The 26,822-nt window shown below is 76.6% G+C and carries 9 protein-coding genes; 6 read left to right on the top strand and 3 right to left on the bottom strand.

What is annotated here, in order from left to right:
• The first annotated feature begins 10 nt into the window (after positions 1 to 10).
• The 3 genes from AB0O91_RS25240 to AB0O91_RS25230 all read left to right on the top strand — a co-directional run bounded on the left by AB0O91_RS25240 (position 11) and on the right by AB0O91_RS25230 (position 20,755).
• Positions 11 to 19,906: a non-ribosomal peptide synthase/polyketide synthase gene (locus AB0O91_RS25240; RefSeq protein ID WP_363437077.1), complete on the top strand. Its 19,896-nt coding sequence runs from the start codon at positions 11 to 13 to the stop codon at positions 19,904 to 19,906.
• Between the two features lie 70 nt (positions 19,907 to 19,976).
• Entirely contained in the window at positions 19,977 to 20,180 is a 204-nt protein-coding gene (locus tag AB0O91_RS25235) for an MbtH family NRPS accessory protein (RefSeq protein WP_363437074.1), read from the top strand.
• Positions 20,181 to 20,242: 62 nt separating this feature from the next.
• Complete coding sequence (locus tag AB0O91_RS25230; RefSeq protein ID WP_363437072.1) at positions 20,243 to 20,755, top strand: GNAT family N-acetyltransferase; 513 nt, start codon at positions 20,243 to 20,245, stop codon at positions 20,753 to 20,755.
• 120 nt (positions 20,756 to 20,875) lie between these two features.
• On the opposite strand, the gene AB0O91_RS25225 is transcribed toward AB0O91_RS25230, so the two are convergent.
• Together AB0O91_RS25225 and AB0O91_RS25220 are read right to left on the bottom strand one after the other, a co-directional pair.
• Positions 20,876 to 22,264 carry an MFS transporter gene (locus AB0O91_RS25225; protein ID WP_363437069.1) on the bottom strand — a complete coding sequence of 463 codons (1,389 nt, stop codon included), beginning with the start codon at positions 22,262 to 22,264 and terminating at the stop codon, positions 20,876 to 20,878.
• Positions 22,261 to 22,851, bottom strand: coding sequence for a TetR/AcrR family transcriptional regulator (locus AB0O91_RS25220; RefSeq protein WP_363437066.1), 591 nt, complete (start codon positions 22,849 to 22,851; stop codon positions 22,261 to 22,263). Before AB0O91_RS25220 ends, AB0O91_RS25225 begins: the two co-directional genes overlap by 4 nt.
• Before the next feature lie 73 nt (positions 22,852 to 22,924).
• On the opposite strand from AB0O91_RS25220, the gene AB0O91_RS25215 reads away from it, so the two are divergent.
• The gene (locus AB0O91_RS25215) at positions 22,925 to 23,107 is read left to right on the top strand and encodes a hypothetical protein (protein ID WP_363437063.1); all 183 of its coding nucleotides are present in this window, start codon (positions 22,925 to 22,927) and stop codon (positions 23,105 to 23,107) included.
• A gap of 39 nt (positions 23,108 to 23,146) precedes the next feature.
• On the opposite strand, the gene AB0O91_RS25210 is transcribed toward AB0O91_RS25215, so the two are convergent.
• On the bottom strand, positions 23,147 to 23,323 hold the full coding sequence (locus AB0O91_RS25210) for an antitoxin (protein ID WP_350512108.1): 177 nt from the start codon (positions 23,321 to 23,323) through the stop codon (positions 23,147 to 23,149).
• Between the two features lie 147 nt (positions 23,324 to 23,470).
• Between AB0O91_RS25210 and AB0O91_RS25205 the strand changes: the two genes are divergently transcribed.
• Together AB0O91_RS25205 and lpdA are read left to right on the top strand one after the other, a co-directional pair.
• The gene (locus tag AB0O91_RS25205) at positions 23,471 to 25,084 is read left to right on the top strand and encodes a M28 family peptidase (RefSeq protein ID WP_363437060.1); all 1,614 of its coding nucleotides are present in this window, start codon (positions 23,471 to 23,473) and stop codon (positions 25,082 to 25,084) included.
• Positions 25,085 to 25,350: 266 nt separating this feature from the next.
• Complete coding sequence (gene lpdA, locus AB0O91_RS25200; protein ID WP_363437057.1) at positions 25,351 to 26,757, top strand: dihydrolipoyl dehydrogenase; 1,407 nt, start codon at positions 25,351 to 25,353, stop codon at positions 26,755 to 26,757.
• The last annotated feature ends 65 nt before the right edge of the window (positions 26,758 to 26,822 follow it).

The raw sequence follows: 26,822 nt of genomic DNA, 5'->3' as shown, positions 1-26,822 counted from the left end.
TCCGACGACCATGACGCCTTCGAAGCGAGACCGCGCGGCCGCCCTGCCCGCCGACCTGCGGGAAGCGCTCCGGCTCCGGCTGGCCGGACGGTCCGGCACCACCGCGGCGGCCATCCCGCCCGCCGACCGCAGCCGCCCGCTGCCGCCGTCCTCCGTCCAGCAGCGGCTGTGGTTCCTGGACCGGCTGCGCCCAGGCGACCCGCGCTACAACAGCGCGCTGGCCGTCCGGTTCACCGGGCCGCTGGACGGCGCGGCGCTCACCGGGGCGCTGGCCGCCGTGCTGGCCCGGCACGAGGCGCTGCGGACCGTCTTCGAGGAGGTCGACGGCCGCCCGGTGCCGACCGTCCGGCCGGCCGCGCCGGTGCCGGTGCGCGAGGTCGCGGCCGACCTGTCGGACGGCCCGGCGGACGGCCTGGACGCGCTGCTGCTCGCCGAGTACTCCCGCCCCTTCGACCTGCGGCGGGGGCCGCTGCTGCGCGCCCTGCTGGTCCGCGAGTCGGAGCAGGCGCACGTGCTCCAGCTGACCGCGCACCACATCGTCACCGACGGCTGGTCGATGGGCGTCGTCCTCGACGAGCTGTGCACCGCCTACGCGGCGCTGGCCCGCGGCGCCGCGCCGGAGCTCGCGCCGGTCGCCGTCCAGTACCCGGACTTCGCCGCCTGGCAGCGCGAACAGCTCTCCGGGGTCCGGCTGGAGGCCGAACTCGCCCACTGGAAGCGGCGGCTGGCCGGCGCGGTGCCGCCCGAACTGCCGCTGGACCACCCCCGGCGCGGCGAGGAGGCCGGGCCCGGCGCCGTCCACGCCTTCACCGTCCCCGCCCCGCTCACCGCCCGGCTGCGCGAACTCGCCGCCGAACAGCACGGCACCCTGAACACCGCGCTGGTGGCCGGCGTCCAGGCGCTGCTGGCCCGCTGGTCCGGCCAGGAGGACGTCAGCGTCGGCTCGCTGACCCCCGGCCGCTCTCGCACCGAACTGGAGCGCGCCGTCGGCTGCTTCGTCAACACCGTGGTGCTGCGCACCCGGGTCGACCCGGCCGGCTCCTTCCGCACCCTGCTGGCGGCCGCCGCCGGCACCGGCAACGAGGCCCTCGCGCACGGCGACACCCCGTTCGACCGGATCGTCGAGGCGGTGGCCGCCCCCCGCGAGGCCGGCCGCAACCCGCTGTTCGACGTGCTGGTGCTGCTGCACTCCGCGCCGCCCGCGGCCACCGCCCCGGAGGGCACCGCGGTCACCCCGGTCGCGATACCCCGGCAGGCCGCCACCTTCGACCTCAGCGTGGAGTTCGTGCCCGAGGGCGAGCAGCTCACCGGCCTGCTGGAGTACCGCGCCGACCTCTTCGACCCGGCCACCGCCCGCCGCACCGCCGACCAGCTGCTGCGGCTGCTGGCCGGCGCCGCCGCCGAACCCGACCGCCCGCTCGGCACCCTGCCGCTGCTCTCCCCGGAGCAGACCCGGCAGGTCACCCGGGACTGGAACGCCACCGACCTGCCCGTCGAGAACGCACTCCACCCCGAGCTGCTGCAGCGCCGGGCGGCGGCCACCCCGGACGCCCCGGCGCTGACCGCCGGCGACCAGGTGCTCGGCTACGCGGAGCTCAACGCCCGCGCCAACCGGCTCGCCCACCAGCTGATCGCCCGCGGCATCGGCCCCGAGCAACTGGTCGCCCTGCACCTGCCGCGCACCGCCGACCTGGTCACCGCCATCCTCGCCGTCTGGAAGACCGGCGCCGGCTACCTCCCGCTGGACCTCGCGCTGCCCGCCGAGCGCATCGACTACCTGCTGGCGGACGCCCGCCCGGCGTTCGTCCTGGACGAGGCGACACTGCGCGCCCTGCCCGCCGACGGGCCGGACACCGACCCCGTCGACGCCGACCGGACCGCCCCGCTGCACCCCGACAACACCGCCTACGTGCTGTACACCTCCGGCTCCACCGGCCGCCCCAAGGGCGTCGCCGTCCCGCACCGCGCACTGGCCAACCTGCTGGCCGCGCACCGGGCCGGCTTCGTCGCCGACGCGGGCGGCGGCCCGCTGCGGGTCGCGCTGACCGCGTCCTTCTCCTTCGACACCTCCCTGGAGGGCGTGCTGCTGCTGGCCGACGGCCACCCGCTGCACCTGGTCGACGAGACCACCCGGATGGACCCGGCGGCCCTGGTCGAGTACGTCGTCCGGCACCGGATCGACTTCCTCGACCTGACCCCCTCCTACCTGCGCCAACTGCTGCCCGCCGGGCTGCTCGACGACCCCCGGCACCGGCCCCGGGTGCTGATGCTCGGAGGCGAGGCCGTCGGCCCCGGGCTCTGGCGCGAACTCGCCGCCCGGCCGCGGACCGCCGCGTACAACTACTACGGCCCCACCGAGTGCACCGTCGACGCCCTGGCCTGCCGGATCGCCGCCGAGGACCGCCCGCTGGTCGGCCGCCCGCTGCCCAACCTCCGGGCGTACGTGCTGGACGACCGGCTCCAGCCGGTGCCGCCCGGCGTCAGCGGCCAGCTCCACCTGGCCGGCGCCCAGGTCGCCCGCGGCTACGCCGGCCGCCCCGGCCTGACCGCCGCCCGGTTCACCGCCGACCCGTACGGGCCGCCCGGCACCCGGATGTACCGCACCGGCGACCTCGCCCGCTGGACGGCCGACGGCCGGCTGGAGTACCTCGGCCGCGCCGACGACCAGGTCAAGGTGCGCGGCCACCGGATCGAGCCCGGCGAGATCGAGGCGGCCCTGCTCGACCTGCCCGGGGTCGCCGCGGCCGCCGTCGTGGCCGGCCCGGACGCCCACGGCCACACCCGGCTGGCCGCCTACCTGGTCCCCGCCGCGGGGACGCACCTGCCGGCCGCCGAACTGCGCGCCGCGCTGCGCCGGGTGCTGCCCGACCACCTGGTGCCCTCCTCCTTCACCACGCTGGCCGCGCTGCCCCTCACCACCAGCGGCAAGCTGGACCGCCGCGCCCTGCCCGCCCCGCGGCCCGGCGAGCAGGAGCACGCGTTCGTCGCCCCCCGGACCCCCGACGAGCAGACCCTGGCCGCGATCTGGGCCGAGGTGCTGGGCGTGCCCAGGGTCGGCGTCACCGACAACTTCTTCGAGCTCGGCGGCGACTCCATCCTGAGCATCCAGGCCGTCTCCCGGGCCCGCGCGGCCGGCCTGCGGATCGGCTCCCAGGACGTCTTCCGCCACCAGACCGTCGCCGACCTCGCCGCCGCCGCCCGTGCGGCGACCGCCCCCGCCACCCCGGCCGCGGCGCCGCCCCGGATCGACGGACCGGCCCCGCTCACCCCGGTCCAGGCGTGGTTCCTCGCCACCCACGGCCCGCTGCGCCACTACGCCCTGTCGATGCTGCTCGACCTCCCGCTCCAGCTCGACGAGGCCGCCCTGGAGATGGCGGTGCGGGCGCTGCTCGCCGCCCACCCGGCGCTGCGCACCCGCTTCCGCCAGGACGCCGACGGCTGGCGGCAGGAGCCGGTCGACGCCCCGACCGCCGGGCTGCTCGACCGGGCCGACCCGGCCCGCGACCGGGCGCAGGCCGCCGACGCCGCCCGCGCCGCGCTGGACCCGGCCACCGGCACCCTGCTGCGCGCCGTCCTGTTCCGCGGGCCCACCGGGGAACGCCCGCAACTCCTGCTGGCCGCCCACCACCTGGCCGTGGACAGCGTCTCCTGGCGGGTGCTGCTGGCCGACCTGGAACGGGCCTACCGGCAGGCGGCGGACGGCGCCGCACCCCGGCTGGAGCCCGAGCACACCCCGTTCACCACCTGGGCGCACCGGCTCGCCGACCACGTGCGCTCCGGCGGCCTCGACCAGGACCTGCCGTACTGGACGGCGGCGACCCGGCAGCCCGTCCGGCCGCTGCCCGTCGACCACCCCGGCACGCCCACCGCCGGCTCGGTCCGCACCCTGCGCACCCGGCTGGACCGCGCCACCACCGGCGCACTGCTGCGCACCGTCCCCGAGGCCTACCGCACCCAGGTCAACGACGTGCTGCTGAGCGCGCTCGGTCGGGCCCTCGCCGACTGGACCGGCGGCGGGCAGGTCACCGTCGCCCTGGAGGGCCACGGCCGCGAGGACCTGTTCGACGGCCCCGACCTGGCCCGGACGGTCGGCTGGTTCACCACCCAGTACCCCGTCACCCTCACCCCGGCCGGCCCGGCCGAGCGCCCCGACTGGGCCGCCACCCTCAAGCAGGTCAAGGAGCAGCTGCGGGCCGTCCCGCACCGGGGCCTCGGCTACGAGGCGCTGGCCCGGCTGCGCGACGGCGACCCGGCCGCCCGCGCCCTGCGCGAGGTCCCGCTGCCCCAGGTCTGCTTCAACTACCACGGCCAGTGGACCGCCCCCGCCGACGGCGACTTCGCCCCGGCCGGTCCCGCCCCGGGCCGGGACCACGCCCCCGACGAGCCGCTGGACCACCTGCTCGACATCTCCGCCGTGGTCACCGACGGCGTCCTCGAACTCACCTGGCACTACAGCGAGCAGGTGCACGAGACGGCCACCGTCCAGGCCCTCGCCGAGGCCGTCGTCCGTGCCCTGACCGCCGTGGTCGAGCACTGCGCCACCCCCGGCACCGGCGGCCGCACCCCCTCCGACTTCCCGCTCGCCGGGCTCGACCAGGCCGCCCTGGACCGGATCGTCGGCGACGGACGGGACGTCGAGGACCTGCTGCCGCTCACCCCGCTCCAGGAGGGCATGCTCTTCCACCGCCTGGTCGGCGGCCCCGACGACGTCTACCTCGACCAGGCCGCCCTGCTGCTGGAGGGCGTGACCGACCCCCGGACCCTCGCGCTGGCCTGGCAGCGGGTGGTGGACCGGACGCCCGCGCTGCGCACCTCGGTGCGGTGGGAGGGCGTGCCCGCCCCGCTCCAGCTGGTGCACCGCGACGTGCGGCTGCCCGTCGCCCACCACGACCTGCGGGCGCTCGACCCGCAGCAGCGCGCCGACCGGCTGGAGCGGCTGCGCGCCGAGGACCTCGCCGCCGGGCTGGACATCGCCGTCGCGCCGCTGACCAGGCTCACCCTGGTCCGACTGCCGGACGCCCGGGTCCAGTTGCTCTGGACCTCGCACCACCTGATCCTGGACGGCTGGAGCCTGGCCCAGGTGCTCACCGAGGTGTTCGAGGAGTACGCCGCGCTGACCACCGGCGCCGCGCCCGCCCCGGCGCTGCGCCGTCCCTTCGGCGACTACGTGCGCTGGCTCGCCGACCAGGACACCGGGGCCGCCCGGGCGCACTGGCGCGGCGTGCTGGCGGGCTTCGCCGGCGCCACCCCGCTGCCCGTCGACCGCCCCCGGCGCGAGCTGCACCGGGCCCGCTCGGCGGACAGCCACCGGGCCGGCCTGTCCGAGGAGGTCTCCGAGCAGCTGGCCGGCGCCGCCCGCCGGGCCGGACTGACCCTCGGCACCGTGGTCCAGGGCGCCTGGGCGCTGCTGCTCTCCCGGTACGCGGGCGAGCCGGACGTGCTGTTCGGCACCACCGTCTCCGGCCGTCCCGAGGAACTGCCCGGCGTCGAGTCGATGATCGGGATGTTCATCAACACCCTGCCCACCCGGGTCCGGGTGGAGGGCGGCCGCACCGCCGCCGACTGGCTGCGCGGGCTCCAGGAGGAGCAGGCCGGGGCCCGGCGGCACGCCGCGGTCTCGCTCGCCGAACTCACCGGCTACAGCGACGTCCCGGCCGGCGGCGCGCTGTTCGACAGCATCGTCGCCTTCGAGAACTACCCCTTCGACGACGCCCGCGCGGCGGGCACCGGGGTCCGGCTGGTGGAGGTCGCCTCCCGGGACGCCACCAACTTCCCGCTGGTGCTCCGCGCGTACCAGGGCGACCGCCTCGGCTTCGAACTCGCCCACGACCCGGAGCTGTTCGACGCCGGGACGGTCCGCGACCTCGCCGGGCGGCTCTGCCTGCTGCTCACCGAGCTCGCCCGCGGCCTCGACCGGCCGCTGCGCGAGCTGGCCTGGACCACCGCCGAGGAGCGCCGCCGGCTGCTGGCCGCGGGCGACGGCGGCGCCCACGGCCGGCCCGGGCGCACCCTGGTCGACCTGTTCGAGGCGCAGGCCGCCCGCACCCCGCACGCCGAGGCGGTCACCTGCGGGAGCGAGCACCTCGACTACGCCGCCCTGGACGAGCGGGCCACCCGGCTCGCCGGCCGGCTGGCCGCACTCGGCGCCGGGCCCGAGCGGTTCGTCGCCCTCGCGCTGCCCCGGACGGCCGAGCTGGTGGTGGCCGTCCTCGCCGTCCTGAAGACCGGCGCGGCCTACCTGCCGCTGGACCCGAAGCTGCCCGCCGGACGCCGCGCCGAACTGCTCGCCGACGCCGACCCGGTGGCCCTGGTGACGTTCGCGGACGAGCCCGCGTCCGTCCCCGTGCTGTCGCCGGCCGACCCCGGGCCGGGCGGCACCGCCGCGCTCGACCCCGGCCGCCGCCCGCTGCCCGACAGCCCCGCCTACGCCATCTACACCTCCGGCTCCACCGGCCGCCCCAAGGGCGTCGTCGTCCCGCACGCCAACGTGGTCCGGCTGTTCGACCAGACCCGGGAGCTGTTCGACTTCGGCCCGCAGGACGTCTGGACGCTGTTCCACTCCTACACCTTCGACTTCTCGGTCTGGGAGCTGTGGGGCCCGCTGCTGCACGGCGGCCGGCTGGTCGTGGTGCCGGAGGACGTCGCCCGCTCGCCGGAGGAGTTCCTGCGGCTGCTCGTCGACGAGCGCGTCACGGTGCTCAACCAGACCCCGTCCGCGTTCCACCCGCTGGTCCGCGCCGACGCCGAACACCCGGAACTGTCACGGCGGTTGGTGCTGCGCACGATCGTCTTCGGCGGCGAGGCGCTGGACGCCACCCGGCTCGGCGACTGGTACGCCCGCCACCCCGAGGACGCGCCGCGCCTGGTGAACATGTACGGCATCACCGAGACCACCGTGCACGTCACCCACGCCCCGCTCGGCCTGGCCACCGCCGCCGCGGGCGGCCCGGCCCCGATCGGCGACGGCCTCGCCGACCTGCGGCTCCACCTGCTGGACGGCGGGCTCTCGCCCGTCCCGGCGGGCGCCGTCGGCGAACTGTACGTGGCGGGGGAGGGCCTGGCCCGCGGCTACCTCAACCGGCCCGGGCTGACCGCCACCCGCTTCCTCGCCGACCCGTACGGCCCGCCCGGCAGCCGGATGTACCGCACCGGGGACCGCGCCCGCCGCCGCTCCGACGGCACCCTGCACTACCTCGGCCGGGCCGACCAGCAGGTCAAGATCCGCGGCTTCCGGATCGAGCCCGGCGAGATCGAGGCCGCCCTGCTCACCCACCCCGGCGTCGGCCAGGCCGCCGTCGGCGTGCACCAGGACGCGGCCGGCACCCGCCGGCTGGTCGCCCACGTGGTCGCCGGGGAGGGCGCGGCCGAGCCGCCGTCCGCCGCCGACCTGCGGGCCCACCTGGAACGGCTGCTGCCCGCCTACCTCGTGCCCGCCGCCTACGTCCCGATGGCGGCCCTGCCGCTCACCCCCAACGGCAAGCTCGACCGGCGCGCGCTGCCCGCCCCCGGCCCGCAGGGCTACCCGGGCGCGGCCGGCCGCGCCCGCACCGCGCCGCGCACCCGCGCCGAGCAACTGGTCGCCGCCGCCTGGGCGGAGGTGCTGGACACCGCCGAGGTCGGCGCCGAGGACGACTTCTTCGCCCTCGGCGGCGACTCCATCCTCGCCGTCCGGGCCACCGCCCGGCTGCGCACGGCCTTCGGGCGCGCGGACCTCACCCCCCGGCTGCTGTTCAGCCACCCCGTGCTGGCCGACCTGGCCGAAGCCCTCGGGGCGCCCGCCGCGGCCCCCGGCCCGGCCGTGATCCCGGTGGTCGACGACCCGGCGGGCGAACCGCCGCTCTCCTACGCCCAGCAGCGGCTCTGGTTCCTCGACCGCTTCGAGCCCGGCGGCACCGAGTACACCACGCTGTCCGTGCTGCGGCTGCGCGGGACGCTCGACCGGGACGCGCTGGGCGCGGCCCTGGACGGCCTGGTCGAGCGGCACGCCGCGCTGCGCACCACCTTCGCCGAACGGGACGGCCGGGCCCACCAGGTGGTGCGCCCGCCGTACCCGGTCGAGCTGCCCGCCGAGGAGACCGACCCGGACGCGCTGGACGCCCTGCTGGAGCGGATCGCCGCCACCCCCTTCGACCTCGCCGCCGGCCCGCTGCTGCGCGCCCGGCTGGTGCGCACGGGGGAGCGGGAGCACATGCTCGTCCTGGCGGTGCACCACATCGCCACCGACGGCTGGTCGATCGGCGTGCTCGGCCGCGACCTCGCCGAGCTGTACGCGGCCGCGCTCACCGGACGCCGCCCCCGGCTGCCCGAACTCCCCGTCCGCTACACCGACTTCGCCACCTGGCAGCGCTCCCGGAGCGACCGCGCCGAGGCCGAACTCGACCACTGGCGCACGGTGCTGGCCGACCTCCCGCCGCTGGAACTGCCCACCGACCGCCCCCGCCCCGCGGTCCGCGGCACCGACGGCGCGCTGGTCACCTTCGACCTGCCCGCCGCCCTGACCGCCCGGCTGCGCGAGCGCGGCCGGGAGGCCGACGGCACCCTCTACACCGTCCTGCTGGCGGCCTGCCAGGTGCTGCTGGCCCGCTGGTCCGGGCAGTCCGACCTCGCCGTCGGCACCGTCACCTCGGGCCGCGACCAGGGCGAACTCCACGACGTGGTCGGGATGTTCGTCAACACCCTGGTGCTGCGCGGCGCCGTCCGCCCGGAGCTGCCGTTCCGCGCCCTGCTGGCCGGGGCGCGGGACACCGTGCTGGACGCGCTCGCCCACCAGGAGGTGCCCTTCGAACGGCTGGTGGACGCCCTCCAACCGGAGCGGGACACCAGCCGCACCCCGCTGTTCCAGGTGATGGTGGCCCTGCACAACCTCGGCGCCGAGGCGCCCCGGCTGCCCGGCCTGACCGTCGAGCCGGTCACCCCGCCGGTGCGCCACGCCACCTTCGACCTGTCCTTCGACTTCGTGGAGCGCGACGGCGGCCTCACCGGCCACCTGGAGTACAGCACCGGGCTGTTCGACGCCCGGACCGCCGAGCAGCTCGCCGCCCGGCTGACCGTGCTGCTGGAGGCCGTCGCCGCGGACCCGGACACCCCGGTCGGCGCGCTGCCGCTGATGACCGCCGAGGAGCGGGACCGGACTCTGCGGCAGGGCCGCGGCGAACCGCTGCCCGAGGAGCCGGACACCGTCCTGCCCGCCCTGCTCGAGGAGCAGGCCGCCCGCACCCCGCACGCCACCGCGCTGGTCGCCCGGGACGCCACCCTGGACTTCGCCGCCCTCAACGGGCGGGCCAACCGGCTGGCCCGCCACCTGGTCGCCCTCGGCGCCGGCCCGGAACGGCTGGTCGCCCTGCGGCTGCCGCGCACCTCCGAGCTGGTGGTGGCGCTGTTCGCGGTGCTCAAGGCGGGCGCCGGCGTGCTCTTCGTCGACCCGGAGCTGCCCGCCGAACGCGCCGCCCTGCTGTTCGACGACGCCCGGCCGCACACCGTGCTGACCGAGCAGGACCTGCGCGACGTGCCCTGGCAGGCCCTGCCCGGGCACGACCTGACCGACGCCGAGCGGACCGCCCCGCTGCTGCCCGGGAACACCGCCTACGTCATCTTCACCTCCGGCTCCACCGGCCGCCCCAAGGGCGTGGCCGTCGAGCACCGCCAGCTGGTCAGCCTCTGCCGCGACCACCGCCTCGGCCTGGTCGCCCCGCACACCGCCGACGGCGAGCGGCTGCGGATCGCGCTCAGCGCCTCCTTCTCCTTCGACACCAGCTGGGAGGGCCCGCTGCTGCTCGCGCTCGGGCAGGAGGTGCATCTGATCGACGAGGACGTCCGGCTGGACCCGCAGGCCTTCTGCGCCCTGGTCGCCGAGCGCCGGCTGGACCTGGTCAACGTCACCCCGTCCTTCCTGCGCGAACTCACCGCCGCCGGACTGCTCGACCCCGGCCGCCACCACCCGCGGCTGCTGCTGGTCGGCGGCGAGGCCGTCCCCGCCGCCACCTGGCGCCGGCTCGCCGCCGCCCGCGCCGAACTCGGCGTCACCGCCTACAACGTCTACGGCCCCACCGAGTGCACCGTCGACGCCACCTGGGCCCGCTGCGCGGACCACCCCGACCGCCCGGTGATCGGCCGCCCCGGCCGGGGCCTCAGCGCCCACCTGCTGGACGACGCGCTGCGCCCGGTGCCGCCCGGGATGCCCGGGGAGCTGTACCTGGCGGGCCCCCAGGTCGCCCGCGGCTACCTCGACCGGCCGGGGCTGACCGCCGCCCGCTTCCTCGCCGACCCGTACGGCCCGCCCGGCAGCCGGATGTACCGCACCGGGGACCGCGCCCGCTGGGACGCCCACGGGCAGCTGGAGTTCCTCGGCCGGGCCGACGACCAGGTGAAGGTCCGCGGCTTCCGGATCGAGCCCGGCGAGGTGGAGGCCGCCCTGCTCGCCCACCCCGACCTCGCCGACTGCGCGGTCGCCGCGCGCGAGCACGCCGGGCGCACCCTGCTGGTCGGCTACCCCGTGCCGGCCGGGGACCGGGTGCCGCCCGCCGAGGAGCTGCGGGCCTGGCTGCGGCGCACCCTGCCCGACCACCTGGTGCCCGCGGCCTTCGTCCCGCTGGCCCGGATCCCGCGCACCGCCGGCGGCAAGACCGACCGTCGCGCCCTGCCCGCACCGCCCGCCCAGCCGGACAGCGCCACCCCGTACGTGGCCCCGCGGCCCGGCCCCGAGCAGCGGCTCGCCGCGATCTGGGCCGAGGTCCTCGGAGTCGAACGGGTCGGCGCCCGGGACAACTTCTTCGCCCTCGGCGGCGACTCCATCCTGAGCATCCAGATCGTCTCCCGGGCCCGGGCCGACGGGCTGGCGCTGACCACCAAGGACGTCTTCCGGCACCAGAGCGTCGCCGAACTCGCCCTCGTCGTCGGCGAGTCGACGCCCCGGGCCGCGTCGGAGCCGGAGCCCGACGAGGCGCCGCTCACCCCGATCCAGCACTGGTACCTGGACGGCCGCCGCCCCGGCGACCCACTGCGCTTCACCATGACCCAGCGCCTCGAACTCGCCCCCGGCACCGACCCGGCGGCGCTGCGCGCGGCCGTCCTCGCCCTGCTGCCCGCCCACCCGGCGCTGCGCACCGGCTACCGCCACGACGGGACGGGCTGGCGCCAGGAGGTGCGGCCGCCGCAGCCGGACGGCCTGTTCACCCACCACCCGGTGGCCGGCCTCGACGACGCCGCACTGGAGGCCGAGGTACAGCACGCCACCGACGCCGCCCAGCGCTCGCTCGACCCGGTCGAGGGCCGCCTGCTGCGCGCCCTCCTCTTCGACGCCGGCCCGCAGCGGCCCGGCCAACTCGTCCTCACCGCCCACCACCTGGCCGTGGACGGGGTCTCCTGGCGGATCCTGCTGGCCGACCTGGAGACCGGCTACCGCACCGCCCGCAGCGGCGCCGCGGTCGAGCTGCCGCCGGAGGGCACGTCCTACGGCCGCTGGGCCGCCCGGCTCGGCCGGCACACCCGCTCGGGCGCCCTGGACGGCGACGCCGGGTACTGGACCCGCACCGGCGCGGCCCCCGCGGAACTGCCCGCCGGACGCCCCGGCGGCAACACCCAGGCCGGCGCCGCCACCGTCACCGTCACCCTGGACGAGGCGACCACCGAGGCCCTGCTGCGCGGGGCACCCGCCGCCTACCGCACCCAGGTCAACGACGTGCTGCTCAGCGCCCTGGGCCGCACCCTGAGCCGCTGGTGCGGCCGGGACACCGTGCTCATCGGCGTGGAGGGGCACGGCCGCGAGGAACTCCTCGACGGCCTGGACCTCTCCCGGACGGTCGGCTGGTTCACCGCCGAGTTCCCGCTCGCCCTGCGCGTCGACCCGGCGGCCGGCTGGCACGACACCCTGCGCGCCGTCAAGGAGCAGCTGCGCGCCGTCCCGCTGCGCGGCCTCAGCCACGGCGCCCTGCGCCACCTGCTCCCGGACGGCCCGCTCACCGGGGCGGCCGTCCCGCAGATCGGCTTCAACTACCACGGCCGGGTCGACACCGGCGGCGCCGCCGACGGCCTGGTCCGCGGCCCGCTGCCGCCCGCCGGGCGCGACACCGACCCGGACGAGCCGCGCCCCTACCTCCTGGAGGTCACCGGCGCGGTCCAGGACGGCCGCCTCGAACTGGGCTGGACGTACCCCACCGCGATCTACCCCGAGGCCACCGTGCGCGGCCTCGCCGAGGAGACGCGCGACGCCCTGCGCGAACTGGCCGAGCACTGCGCCCGCCCGGGCGCCGGCGGCCGCACCCCGTCGGACTTCCCGCTGGCCGGCCTCGACCAGCCGCAGCTGGACCGGCTGGTCGGCGACGGACACGCCGTCGACGACGTGCTGCCGCTGACCCCGCTGCAGTCCGGGATGCTCTTCCACGGGCTGGTCGACACCGACGGCGCCTACGTCGACCGGATCGCCGTGCGGCTCGCCGGGGTCGCCGACCCGCAGGCCCTCGCCGCCGCCTGGCAGCGGGTCGCCGACCGCACCCCGGCACTGCGCTCCGCCGTGCACTGGCGCGGCCTGCCGCACCCCGTCCACCTGGTCGCCCGGCACGCGTCACTGCCCGTGCGCCACCTCGACCTGCGCCCGGCCACGCCGCCGGACCTGGCGGCGGAGACCGAACGGCTGCTCGCCGAGGAGCGGGCCACCCCGCTGGAGCTGACCACCGCGCCGCTCACCCGGCTGACCCTGGCCGCGCTGCCCGACGACGAGGTGCTGCTGCTCTGGTCCACCCACCACCTGATCCTGGACGGCTGGAGCACCGGCCAACTGCTCACCGAGGTGTGCGAGGAGTACGCCGCGCTGACCGGCGGCCCGCAGGCGCCCCGGCCGGTCCGCCGGCCGTTCGCCGACTTCCTGGACTGGCTGCGCGGCCAGGACACCGCGGCGGCCGAGGCGCACTGGAGCGCCGCACTCGCCGGGTTCACCGCCCGCACCCCGCTGCCCTACGACCGCCGCCCGGCCGGGGCGCACCGGGCCCGCTCCACCGCCGCCGTCCACCGCGCCCTGGACGAACCGCTCTCCCGGCGGCTGCGCGAGAGCGCCGCCGCCGCCGGACTCACCGTCAACACCGTCATCGAGGGCGCCTGGGCGCTGCTGCTGGCCCGGCACGGCGGCGGCGAGGACGTGGTCTTCGGCACCACCGTGTCCGGCCGCCCGGCCGAACTGCCCGGGGTCGAGACGATGATCGGCCTGTTCATCAACACCGTGCCCACCCGGGTGCGGCTCGCCCCCGGCGGCGTGCTGCCCTGGCTGCGGGAGCTCCAGGACCGCCAGAGCGAGGCCCGCCGGTACGACCACCTGGCCCTGACCCGGATCCAGGCGCTCGGCGAACTCCCCGCCGGGGAGCCGCTGTTCGACAGCATGCTGGTGTTCGAGAACTACCCCGTCGACGAGTCGGCCGCGGCCCGGACCGGGGTCCGGGTGGTCGCGGTGCGCGCCGACGACGCCACCACCTTCCCCTGGTGCCTGCGCGCCCACCTCGGCGACCGGCTCGGCTACGACCTGGCGTACGACCCCGCGCTGTTCGACCACCGCACCGCCCGGGACGCCGCCGACCGGCTCGCCCTGCTGCTGACCGGCCTCGCCGACGCGCTGGCCGACGGCGGCGACCTCGACGCACTGGACCCGCTCACCCCGGCCGACCGGGCCCGGCTCGCCGACTGGCGGGCCACCGCCCGCCCGGCGTCCCCGCGCAGCCCGCTGACCGTCTTCGCCGAGCAGGCCCGGCGCACCCCCGACGCCCCCGCCGTCCGCACGGACGCAGGGGAGCTGAGCTACCGGCAGCTCGACGCCTGGTCCGACCGGCTGGCCGGCCGACTGCTGGCCGCGGGCACGGCTCCCGAGGAGCCGGTCGCGCTGGAGCTGGAGCGCTCGGCCGAACTGGTGGTCGCCCAGCTGGCCGTGCTCAAGGCCGGCGGCGCCTACCTGCCCGTCGACCTGCGGGCCCCCGAGGAGCGCCGCCGCACCCTGCTCGCCCGCGCGGGCGCCGGACGCCGGCTCACCGCCGAGGAGGTCACCGCCGCCCGCACCGACCCGGCGCCCCGGCGGCTGCCGCCCGCCGACCCCGACCGGCTGGCGTACGTGATGTACACCTCCGGCTCCACCGGCGAGCCCAAGGCGGTCGCCGTCCGGCACCGGGACGTCGCCTCGCTCGCCACCGACAGCCGCTTCGCCGACGGCCGCTGCGCCCGGGTGCTGCTGCACTCCCCGGTGGCCTTCGACGCCGCCACCTTCGAGGTGTGGACCCCGCTGCTGACCGGCGGCTGCGTCCTGGTGGCCCCCGCCGGACCGCTGGACGCGGCCCTGCTGCGCCGGCTCGCCGGACCGGACGGGCCGACCGCCCTGTGGCTCACCGCCGGGCTGTTCCGGCTGCTCGCCCAGGACGCCCCGGACTGCTTCGGCGGCCTGCGGACGCTCTGGACCGGCGGCGACGTCGTCCCCGCCGCCGCCGTGCGCCGGGTGCTCGCCGCCTGCCCCGGCCTGACCGTGGTGGACGGCTACGGCCCCACCGAGACCACCACCTTCGCCACCGCCCACGAACTCGCCGACCCGGCCGCGGTGCCCGACACCGTGCCGATCGGCCGCCCGCTGGACGAGCGCCTGGTGCACGTGCTGGACCGCCGGCTGCGGCCCGTCCCGCCCGGCTGCCCGGGCGAGCTGTACCTGGCGGGCGAGGGCCTGGCCCGCGGCTACCTCGGCCGGCCGGGCGCCACCGCCGCCCGCTTCCTCGCCGACCCGTACGGCCCGCCCGGCAGCCGGATGTACCGCACCGGCGACCTGGCCCGGCGCCGCCCCGACGGCACCGTGGAGTTCCTCGGCCGGGCCGACGACCAGGTGAAGATCCGCGGCTTCCGGGTCGAGCCGGCCGAGGTGGAGGCCGTGCTCGCCGCCCACCCCGCGGTCACCGACGTCGCCGTCATCGCCCGGACCGACGGGCCCGGCGCCCGCCGGCTGGTCGCCTACCCGGTCGGCGCCGTCGACCCCGAGGAACTGCGGGCCTTCGCCGCCCGCACCCTGCCCGACTACCTCGTCCCCGCCGCCTTCGTCCCACTGGACGCCCTCCCGCTGAGCCGCAACGGCAAGGTCGACCGGGCCGCCCTCCCCGCGCCGGACCAGCAGCACGCCGCCGGGGGCGCCGAGCGGGTCGAGCCGCGCACCGCGGCCGAACGCCGCACCGCCGAGGTCTTCGCGGAGGTGCTGGGCATCCCCGCCCCCGGGGTGACCGCGGACTTCTTCGCGCTCGGCGGCGACTCCATCCTCAGCATCCGGCTCACCACCCGGCTGACCGAGGCCTTCGGCGTCGAGCTCACGCCCCGCGCGGTGTTCGACCACCCGACCCCGGCCGCGCTGGCCGCGCTGCTCACCGGCGACCCGCGGGTCGCCGACGGGGCGCCCGACGCGGGCGAGGCGGCCGGCCCGGCCCGGGCCGCCCTCGTCCCGGTCCCCCGGTCCACCGCCGCGCCGATGTCCTACGCCCAGCAACGCCTGTGGTTCCTGGAGGAGTTCGCGCCCGGCAGCGCCGAGTACGTGACCGCGCTCGCGCTGCGGCTGCGCGGCCCGCTGGACACCGGCGCCCTCGGCGCGGCGCTCGGCGCCCTGGTGGCCCGGCACGAGTCGCTGCGCACCACCTTCGAGAGCGTCGACGGCCAGGGCGTGCAACGCGTCCACCCGCCGCAGGAGGTGCCGCTGCCGCGCCACGACCTGTCCGGACTGCCCGCGGCGGACCAGGAGCCGGAGCTGCGGCGGCTGCTCGCCGCCGAGCGCGCCCACCCCTTCGACCTGCGCCGCGGCCCGCTGCTGCGCCCCGCGCTGGCCCGCCTCGCCGAGGACCACCACGTCCTGGCGCTGACCCTGCACCACATCGTCACCGACGGCTGGTCGACCGGGGTGCTGCTCACCGAGCTGGCCCACCTCTACCGGGCCGAACTCGGCTCCGCCGAGTCGCCGTTGGCGCCGCTCCCGGTGCAGTACGCCGACTACGCCCACTGGCAGCGCGGAGCCGACGACGAAAGCCAACTCGACTACTGGAAGCAGCAGTTGGCGGGAGTCGAGACGCTCCGGCTACCGCTCGACCGGCCCCGCCCGGCGGTGCGCACCAGCAACGGGGGCACCGTCCGGCTGGAGCTGCCCGCCGACACCGCCCGGCGGCTGGCCCGGGTCGGCCGCGACCGGGGCACCACCCTGTTCACCACCCTGGTCGCCGCCGCCCAGGCCTACCTGGCCCGGCTCAGCGGCGACCAGGACATCGCGGTCGGCACCGTCACCGCCGGCCGCGACCGCCCCGAGACCCAGCAACTGATCGGCTTCTTCGTCAACACCCTGGTGCTGCGCTCCCGGGTCGACCCCCGGCAGCCCTTCACCGCCCTGCTCGCCGAGGTGCGGCAGACCGTCCGGGACGCCTTCGCCCACCAGGACGTGCCCTTCGAGCGGGTGGTCGACGAGGTGCAGCCGGTCCGCGACACCAGCCGCAGCCCGCTGTTCCAGGCCCTGGTGGTGCTCCAGAACACCCCGGCGGCCGAACCCGACCTGCCGGGCCTGGCGGTGACCGACGTCGAGACCGACACCACCCGGACCGCCTTCGACCTCGTCCTGGAGTTCGCCCAGGGCGACCACGACACGCTGCACGGCCTGCTCACCTACAACACCGACCTGTTCGAACCGGCCACCGCCGAGCGGATGGCCGACCAGCTCGCCACCCTGCTGACCGCCGTCGCCGACGGCCCGGACCGCGCCGTCGGCACCCTCCCGCTGGCCGCCGCCGACCGGCTCGCCGCCGAACTCGGCCGGGCCCGCGGCGACTTCCGCCCGGTACCCGAGGCCACCCTGCCCGAGCTGTTCGAACGGCAGGCCGCCCGCACCCCCGACGCCCCGGCCCTGCTCGACGCCGAACGCACCCTGAGCTACGCCGAACTGGACCGGGCCGCCAACCGGCTCGCCCACCACCTGGTGCACCGCGGCGTCGGACCGGAGCGCCTGGTCGCCCTCGCCCTGCCCCGCTCGGCGGCCGCGGTGGTCGCCCAGCTCGCCGTCGCCAAGGCCGGCGGCGCCTTCCTCCCGGTGGACCCGGACTACCCGGCCGCCCGGCGCGAGTTCATGGTCCGCGACGCGGGCGCCGCCGTGCTGCTCGACGACCCCGACCAGGTCTGGCACGCCGACGGCCCGGACACCGCGCCCGCCCGCGCCCTCACCCCCGCCCACCCGGCGTACGTCGTCTACACCTCCGGCTCCACCGGCACCCCCAAGGGCGTCCTGGTCACCCACGCCGGACTCGCCGCCTTCGCGGCCGCCGCCGCCGAACAGTACGCGGTCGGCCCCGGCGACCGGGTGCTCCAGTTCGCCTCGCCCAGCTTCGACGCCTCCGTCCTGGAACTGTGCATCTCGCTGCTCAGCGGCGCCGCGCTGGTCACCGGCGAGGAGGGACCGCTGGTCGGCGAACGGCTCGCCGAGGCGCTCGCCGGACGCCGGATCAGCCACGCGCTGATCCCCCCGGCCGCCCTCGCCACCCTCGACCGGGACGCCGCGCAGGCCCTGCCCGCGCTGCGCACCCTGGTGGTGGGCGCCGAGGCCTGCCCGGCCGACCTGGTCGACGCCTGGGCCCCCGGCCGCCGGATGGTCAACTCCTACGGCCCCACCGAGGCCACCGTGGTCGCCACCTGGACCGGCCCGCTGACCGCCGGCGCCGGCGCGGCGCCCGCCATCGGCCGCCCCAGCGGCGCCACCCGCGCCTACCTGCTGGACGCCGCCCTGCGCCCCGTCCCGCCCGGCGTCACCGGCGAACTCCACCTGGCCGGCCCCGGCCTCGCCCGCGGCTACCACGGCCGGCCCGGCCTGACCGCCCAGCGCTTCCTGCCCGACCCGTACGGCGCGCCCGGCGACCGGATGTACCGCACCGGCGACCTCGCCCGCCGCGACGCCGACGGCCAACTCCGGTACTGCGGACGGGCCGACGAACAGATCAAGCTGCGCGGGTTCCGGATCGAACCCGGCGAGATCGAGAGCGCGCTGCGCCGCAGCCCGCTGGTGCGCGACGCCGTCGTCACCGTCCGCACCGACGCCCCCGGCGGCGGCCGACTGGTCGCCCACGTGGTCTACACCGACCCGGCCACCGGCGCCGACGACCCCGCCGCGACCGCCCTCGAACTCCGCGCCCAGCTCGCCGAAGCGCTGCCGCCGCACCTCGTCCCGGCGGTGTTCGTCCCGCTCGACCGGCTGCCGCTCACCCCGAACGGCAAGACCGACCGCCGGGCCCTGCCCGACCCCGGGCCGGTCCAGGCCGCGGCCGGCCCGTACCGCCCGCCGCAGACCGACACCGAACGCCGGATCGCCCGGATCTGGGCCGACGTGCTCGGCGTCGAACAGGTCGGCGCCGACGACAACTTCTTCCTGCTCGGCGGCGACTCCATCCTCAGCATGCAGGTGGTCTCCCGGCTGCGCCGGGACGGCCTGCACCTGGCCACCCGGGACCTCTTCACCCACCAGACCGTCACCGAACTCGCCACCGTGGTGCGCAGCGCCACCGAGCGCACCGACGACGGCCCGGTCACCGGAGCGGTGCCGCTCACCCCGATCCAGGAGTGGTTCCTCACCACCCCGCGCGTGGCCCACCACCACTTCAACCAGTCGGCGCTGCTCGAACTCGGCCCCGACCCGGACCACACCGCGCTGCGCGCCGCCCTGGACGCCCTGCTGGACCACCACGACGCGCTGCGCATGCGCTTCACCCACGACGGCTCCGGCTGGCGGCAGTTCAACCCGCCGCCCGCCCGCACCGAGGACCTGCTCGTCCGGCACGACCTGACCGGCCACTCCGCCGAATCCGCCGAGGCCGCCCTCACCAAGGCCGCCGACGAACTGCACAGCGGCTTCGACCTGGCCCGCGGACCGCTGCTGCGCGCCGCCCTGTTCACCGGCGAACCGGACCGCCCGCCGCTGCTCCTGCTGGTCGCCCACCACCTGGTGATCGACGCCGTCTCCTGGCGGGTGCTCCGGGACGACCTGGAGACGGCCTACCAGCAGGCCCGCCGGGGCGGCCCGATCGCCCTGGGGGAGCGCGGCACCTCCTTCCGGGACTGGGCGCAGCGGCTCGCCGGCCACGTCGTCGAGGGCGGGCTGGACCACGAACTGGCCTACTGGGAGCAGGCGGTGGCGGTTCCCGCCGAACTCCCCGGCCTCTCCGGCGGGCCCGCCGACCCGGCCGCGGGCGGCGGCACCGGCACCGTCACCGTGGAACTCGACGAGGCGGACACCGAAGCCCTGCTCCGGGCCGCCCCCGCCGCCTACCGCACCCGGGTCAACGACGTCCTGCTCGCCGCCCTCGCCCTGGCACTGGCCCGCTGGACCGGGCGGCAGCGGGTCCGGCTGGATCTCGAGGGCCACGGCCGGGAGGACCTGCTGGAGGGCGTCGACCTGTCCCGCACGGTCGGCTGGTTCACCACCGTCTTCCCGGTCGGCCTGGACGTCCCCGCGCCCGAGCAACTCGGCCCGGACCGGGACTGGCGGGCCCTGGTGAAGTCCGTCCGGCGCCAACTGCGCGCGGTGCCCGGCAACGGGCTCGGCTTCGGCGCGCTGCGCACCTTCGGCCCGCCCGAGGTCCGCGCGCGCCTCACCGCCGGCGCGCCCGGCCAGGTGGTCTTCAACTACCTCGGCCAGTGGGACGCCCGGCCGCAGACCCCCGGGGACGGCCTGGTCCGGGCCGAACTGGGCTCCTGCGGCCAGGACCACGACCCCGGGGACGGCGGCTCCCACCTGCTGGAGGTGGTGGGCGCGGCCCAGCACGGTCGGCTCGCCTTCACCTGGCACCACCGCCCCGCCGTCCACGACCCGGCCGCCGTGCGCCGGGTGGCCGAGGAGTTCGCCGAGGCGCTGCGCCAGATCGCCCGGCACGCCCGGCACTCCCGCTGACCCTGCACCGTCCACCATCCACGATCACCACCGTTCACCGTCATCACCACCGTCACCGAAGGAGAAGTCCATGGACGAGAACACCCGCTACCAGGTGCTGCGCAACGACGAGGAGCAGTACTCCCTCTGGCCGGTCGACCTCGAGGTGCCCGCCGGCTGGCAGCCCGTCGGCAAGGAGGGCACCGAGGCGGAGTGCTCCGCCCACGTCGACGAGGTCTGGACCGACATGCGCCCGCGCAGCCTGCGCGAGCGCATGGAGAACGCCGGCGCCTGACCCCGCACCCCGCACCCACCCTCAGGTACTTCCCCGAGTACGACCTTGAACGAGGAGCCGCCGTGACCCCCGTGCTGCGCACCGAACGCCTGGAGTTCATCCCGTACAGACCCGACGACGAGGACGCCTTCGTCGGCCTGCTCCGCGACGCGGAGGTGTGCCGCTGGATGGGCCAGGACCTGGTGCCGGAACCGGACCTGCGCATCCTGTTCCGCGCCATCCTCACCGACGTCTACCCCCGGCGGCTCTTCGACGTCTGGGGCCTGTGGCTGGACGGCACCTACGCGGGCCACGCGGAGGTGAAGCCGACCGGGAACGTCGACGGCCACGAACTGGTCGCCGCGCTCGTCCCGCAGTGCTGGGGCCGCGGCCTGGGCGCCGAGGTGGTCCGCGGCCTGATCCGCTACTCCGGTGACGTGCTGGGCCTGGAGGAGGTCTACGGTCTGGTCGGCGCGGAGAACACCCCGAGCCTGGCGATGTGCGAGCGGCTGGGCTTCCGGCACCTGCGGGACTCGGTCGGCGAGGACGGCACGGTGGCGAAGGTGGTGGTGGTCTCCACCGCCGGGGTGGTCTGACCCCGCCCGGCCCCCGGCGCGCCGGAACGCGCCGGGGACCGGTCCGGGTCGCCCGTGGTCATCAAGTCCTCTTGTTCATCGAGTCTTTGACGGACCATCGAGACACCTGTGGCGGCGACGCTAGGTCAGGTCGGGCAGGGGCTGCGCCGCCCGCCGGCGGGGGAGGCGCAGGGCCGGCAGGGCGCCGGCCGCCGCGACCGCGGCGGTGGCCAGGGCGACCGGGGTGAGGGCGGCACCCGGGGCGGTACGGCCGGCCACGGTGGTGGCGAGGGCGATGCCCAGCGCGGGGCCGATGTTCATCACCGTCTGCTGGAGGCCGCCCGCGAGGCCGGACTCGGCCGCGGGCGCGCCCTGGACGATGGCCGAGGTGGCGGTGGTCATCACCGCGCCCAGGCCGCAGCCGAGCAGCAGGAAGCAGCCGCCGATCGCGGCGTCCCCCGAGTCCGGGCCGAGCCGGGCGGTCAGCAGGATGCCCGCCGTGATCAGCGCCATTCCGCCCAGCACGGTTGTGCGCACGCCGTGACGCTTCGCCAGCCAGGCGGCCGCGGGGGCGGCGAGGATCATCGACACCGCGAGCGGCGCCGCCCGCAGGGCGCTGCGCAGCGGGTCGAGGCCGAGGACGTCCTGGAGGAAGTAGGTGGCCGGGAAGAGGACGCCGAGCACCGCCGCGGAGGCGGCGAACAGGACGCCGAGCGCGGGCCCCACGGTCGGCGAGCGCAGCACGGCGGCCGGGAGCAGGGGGTGGGCGGTGCGCCGCTCGTGCCGGGCGAGGGCGAGGGCGGCCAGCGCGGCGACGGCGAGGACCAGGGCGGTGCCGGGTGTCCAGCCGGCGGTGGGCAGGGTGACCAGGGTGTGCACCAGGGCGACCAGGGTGAGGGCCAGCAGGGCCGCGCCCGGCAGGTCCAGGCCGCTGACGGTCCGTCCGGTGGTCGGTGCGCCCGGTGCGCCCGGTGCGGCGGGGATGGCGAGGGCGGCGAGCAGGGCGGCCGCGGCGGGCAGCAGGCCGAGCAGGAAGACCGCCCGCCAGCCGAGGTGGGTGGTGAGCGCGCCGCCGACCAGCGGTCCGGTCGCGGCGGCCAGGCCGAGTGCGGCGGTGCGGGCGGCGATGGCGCCGGGCAGCCGGTCGGCGGGCCAGACGGCGCGCAGCAGGCCGAGGGTGGCGGGCTGGAGCAGGGCGCCCGTCATGCCCTGGGCGACCCGCAGGGCGATCACCCAGCCGATGCCGGGGGCGGCCGCGATTCCGGCCGAGCTCGCGGCGAACCCGGTCACGCCGAGGACGAACAGGCGCCGGTGCCCGTAGCGGTCCCCGAGCCGGCCGGCGAAGACCAGCAGCGCGGCGACGGTGACCAGGTAGCCGGTGCTGGTCCACTGGACGGCGGTGACCGAGGCGTGCAGGTCGCGCTGGAGGGTGGGCTGGGTGACGCTCAGCACCGTGCCGTCGAGGGCGACCAGGACGGCACCGGTGATGCTGGCGGCCAGGGTGAGCCCCCGGCGGTGCCGCGGGTTCACCGGGGGACCGGCCCGAGGTGGGCGTCCAGGGCGGCGCGCAGCAGCGGTTCGAGGTCCTCGCCGCCGGTGGCCAGCCGCAGGCTGCCCCAGGTGCGCAGTTGGGCCAGGCCGTGCAGGTTGGCCCAGAGCGCGGCGGTGGCGGCGGTCGGGTCGGTCAGCTGCGGGTGGACCTCGGCGACCAGCTCCGCGAGGGTCCGGAACAGCGGCAGGGTGGTGCGCCGCAGCTCGGTGCCGCTGTCCTCCAGCAGGTCGTGACGGAACATCAGCTCGAACATGCCGGGATTGGCCGCCGCGAAGCCGAGGTAGGCGCGGGCGAGCGCGTCGATCCGGGTGCGGGCGTCGGCGCCGGTGGTGGCCGCCAGCGCGTCGGCGCCGGCCAGGGCGTCGGTGAGCCGGCCGAAGCCGTGCCGGGCGATGGCGGCGAGCAGTTCCCGGTGGGTGGGGAAGTGGCGGCGCGGAGCCCCGTGCGAGACCCCGGCGCGCCGGGCGATCTCGCGCAGGCCGAGCGCGTGCACGCCCTCGCGGCTCACCAGCTCGACGCCGGCGGCCACCAGCCGGGTGCGCAGATCCTGGTCGTCCTCTGTCATAGACACTGTCTACTGGATCGCCGTAGACGGTGTCTACTCGCCTCGCCGGGAAGTCACCGGGCAGAATCCGGGCATGGATCGAGGCGCAGTGGACGAAGGCGGGGAGTCGGCCTGCTGGCTGGACCGGGTGTGCCCGGAGTGCGGACGGCTGCGGGAGCGACCGGGCCCGGGGCCGTGCGGGAACTGCGGCTCCGGCGGCGACGAACCGCCCGAGCGCGACGGCGAGGGCGCCCCCGAGGGCCGGGGCCGGGGCTGAGCGCCGCCGACCCCGGCCGGGTGGCACCGCGGCCGGGTGCTACTGCGGCGGCTGGTCGCGGAACTGCTCCTTCAGCTTGTCCTGGGCGGTATCCACCTGGCTGCTGTACTTGCCCTGGGTGCGCTCGTCGAAGGCGTCTCCCGCCTTGTCGATCCCCTTCTCGGCCTGGTCCTCGTGCCCTTTGAGCATCTGCTTGAGCTTATCCAGCATGGACATCTGTTCACCCTCCTGGATGAGACGCCCCCACCCCTCCAGGATCACCGCAGGCGGCCGCCTCCGCACCTCGCGACCGCGCGGCGGCCTTGGCAAGGCGGGACGGTTCGGGTCCAATCGTGAGTCCACGGACCGTCGGAAGGAGTCGCCTTGCAGTCGCGCACCGCCCCTCCCACCCGCCCCGCCCGCTCCCGCAGCCGTGCGGGCGCAGCCCTGACCGTTACCGCCCTTGTCGCCCCGTTCCTCCTGGTCGGGGCCGGCAGTGCCCAGGCCGATCCGGACCCGGCCCGCCGGGGCGCGAGACTGGCCGAACGCCTGGTCGCGGCCGCCGGCGCCGACTCCGCGCACCGCACCCTGGCGGCGCTGCAACGCTTCGCCGACCGCAACGGCGGTACCAGGGCCGCCGGTTCGAAGGGCCACGACGAGTCCGCGCGGTACGTCTACGAGCAGGCCCGGCGGGCCGGCCTCAAGGTCTCCCGGCAGGAGTTCGAGTACACCTTCTTCGAGGCCCGTTCGGAGCACCTCCAAGTCCTCTCCCCGCAGGCCGAGTCGGTGCCGGTGTCGGCGATGACGTACTCGGTGAGCGGCCCCGAGGCGGGCCTGACCGCCGAGTTGGGCGTCGCCCCGGTCGGCGCGGCCACCGGCTGCACGGCCGCCGACTACCCGGCGGGATCGGTCACCGGCCGGATCGCGCTGATCCGGCGCGGCGGCTGCACCTTCGCCGAGAAGCAGGCGGCCGCGGCCGCGTCCGGCGCCGTCGGGGCGCTGATCTACAACAACACCGACGGCGCCCTCAGCGGCACCCTCACCGACCCCACCGCCGGGAAGGTCCCGACCGGCGGGATCTCCCGGGCGGACGGCGAGGCCCTGGCGGCGAAGGCCGCCGCGGGGCCGGTGCGGGTGACCCTCGACCTGCGGACCTTCATGGAGCAGCGCAGGACCTGGAACGTCCTCGCCGAGACCCGCGGCGGGGACCCGGCCGACACCGTGATGATCGGCGCGCACCTGGACTCCGTCCCCGCCGGGCCCGGCATCAACGACAACGGTTCCGGCGCGGCCGGCATCCTGGAGGTCGCCCGGAACCTCGGCGTCCACCCGGTGCGGAACAAGGTCAGGTTCGCCTGGTGGTCCGCCGAGGAGTTCGGCCTCAAGGGCTCCGAGGCGTACGTGAAGTCGCTCTCCGCAGCGGACCGGAAGAAGATCCGGCTCTACCTCAACTTCGACATGATCGCATCCCCCAACTACGCGCAGTTCGTCTACAACGGCTCCGGCAGTGCGGGCGGCGACGCGGGCCCGGAGGGCTCGGCCCAGCTCGAACGGGACCTCGGCGACTACCTCGACAGCCGCGGACTGCCGCACGAGCCGATCGCCTTCGACGGCCGCTCCGACTACGGCCCGTTCATCGACCAGGGCATCCCGGCGGGCGGCACCGACACCGGCGCCGAGGTGATCAAGACCCCCGAGCAGCAGGCCCGTTACGGCGGCACGGCGGGTGCCGCCTTCGACTCCTGCTACCACCGGGCCTGCGACGACCTGGGCAACCTCGACATGGCGGCCTTCGACGCCAACATCGACGTGATCGCCCACGCCGTCGGCACCTACGCCTGGGACCTCTCCTCGCTGCGGCGCCCGGTGGCGGCGACGCCGTCGGACCGGCGCCCGGCCGGTCAGCCGGCCGCCGGAACGGGTATGAGCACCCCGGGCCGCGCCGGATCGGGCAGTGCCGGCACGGGCGGCGCCGCGGGCCGTGAGGTGACGGCCTGACGCCCGGGTGGGCCCGCTGCCGTCCTCGGGCGGCGGGCCCACCCGCCCGCCGTGCGCCGTGCGTCCATGCCCGCCTCCCTCCGCCGTCGCCCCTGGTGGGGTCCGGTGCCGGTCACCGTAGCGGAGCCCACTGACAATCCGCCCCGGGCCCGGTACGGTTCCGCGCGGAGCGCCTCCGCCGGGACCCGGTGGGTGCGCCGGACCCGGTCCTGACACCATGGGATCGAGACCACGCCACAGGGACATCCCCCGGAGGAGTCAGCAAGATGAGCACCCACTACGACGTCGTCGTCCTCGGCGCGGGCCCCGGCGGCTACACCGCCGCCGTCCGCTCGGCCCAGCTGGGCCTGAAGGTCGCCGTCATCGAGGCCAAGTACTGGGGCGGCGTCTGCCTCAACGTCGGCTGCATCCCCTCCAAGGCCCTGCTGCGCAACGCCGAGCTCGCCCACATCTTCACCAAGGAGGCGAAGACCTTCGGCATCAAGGTCGACGGCACGGTGACCTTCGACTTCGGCGAGGCCTTCAAGCGCAGCCGCTCGGTGGCCGACGGCCGGGTCAAGGGCGTCCACTACCTGATGAAGAAGAACGGCATCACCGAGTACGACGGCTGGGGCACCTTCGTCGACGACCACACCCTCCAGGTCGCGCTCAGCGGCGGCGGCTTCGACGTGGTCACCTTCGACCACTGCGTCATCGCGGCCGGCGCCACCACCCGACTGCTGCCCGGCACCAGCCTGAGCGAGCGCGTGGTGACCTACGAGGAGCAGATCCTCACCGAGCAGCTGCCGGAGAGCATCATCATCGCGGGCGCCGGCGCGATCGGCGTCGAGTTCGCCTACGTGCTGCACAACTACGGCGTGAAGGTCACCATCGTCGAGTTCCTCGACCGGGTGGTGCCGCTGGAGGACGTCGAGGTCTCCACCGAACTCGCCAAGCAGTACCGCAAGCTGGGCATCGAGGTGCTCACCTCCACCCGGGTCGAGTCGATCGACGACAGCGACCGGAACGCCAAGGTCCGGGTCACCGTCACCAAGGACGGGCAGCAGCAGGTGCTGGAGGCCGACAAGGTGCTCCAGGCGATCGGCTTCGCGCCGCGGGTCAACGGCTACGGCCTGGAGAACACCGGCGTCAAGCTCACCGACCGCAACGCCATCGCGGTGGACGGCCGCGGCCGCACCAGCGTCGAGCACATCTTCGCGATCGGCGACGTCACCGCCAAGCTGATGCTGGCGCACGCCGCCGAGACGATGGCCGTGATCGCCGCCGAGACCATCGGCGGGGCGGAGACCATGGAGGTCGACTTCGCCATGATCCCGCGCGCCACCTACTGCCAGCCGCAGATCGCCTCCTTCGGCTACACCGAGGCGCAGGCCCGCGAGCTGGGCCACGACGTCAAGGTCGCCAAGTTCCCGTTCACCGCGAACGGCAAGGCGCACGGCCTCGGCCACCCGATCGGTTTCGTCAAGGTGATCAGCGACGCCGAGCACGGCGAGCTGCTCGGCGCCCACCTGATCGGCCCCGAGGTCACCGAGCTGCTGCCCGAGCTGACGCTGGCCCAGCAGTGGGACCTCACCGTCCACGAGGTGGCCCGCAACGTGCACGCCCACCCGACCCTGGGCGAGGCGGTCAAGGAGGCCATCCACGGCCTCGCCGGTCACATGATCAACATGTGACGACCCGACCCGTACGACCGGTACGAGCTGTATGACCGGTGGCCCCGCCGGACGCTCGCTGCGTC

Origin of the sequence: Kitasatospora sp. NPDC089797, from assembly GCF_040684795.1 — a bacterium.
Classification (GTDB): domain Bacteria; phylum Actinomycetota; class Actinomycetes; order Streptomycetales; family Streptomycetaceae; genus Kitasatospora.
This window is presented reverse-complemented; position numbering and strand designations above follow the sequence as displayed.

Bases quoted from the DNA above. Each gene is read 5' to 3' on its own strand.
- AB0O91_RS25220 (WP_363437066.1), bottom strand. From the start codon at position 22,851: ATGACAGAGGACGACCAGGATCTGCGCACCCGGCTGGTGGCCGCCGGC.
- AB0O91_RS25215 (WP_363437063.1), top strand. From the start codon at position 22,925: ATGGATCGAGGCGCAGTGGACGAAGGCGGGGAGTCGGCCTGCTGGCTG.
- AB0O91_RS25210 (WP_350512108.1), bottom strand. From the start codon at position 23,323: ATGTCCATGCTGGATAAGCTCAAGCAGATGCTCAAAGGGCACGAGGAC.
- AB0O91_RS25240 (WP_363437077.1), top strand. From the start codon at position 11: ATGACGCCTTCGAAGCGAGACCGCGCGGCCGCCCTGCCCGCCGACCTG.
- AB0O91_RS25235 (WP_363437074.1), top strand. From the start codon at position 19,977: ATGGACGAGAACACCCGCTACCAGGTGCTGCGCAACGACGAGGAGCAG.
- lpdA (WP_363437057.1), top strand. From the start codon at position 25,351: ATGAGCACCCACTACGACGTCGTCGTCCTCGGCGCGGGCCCCGGCGGC.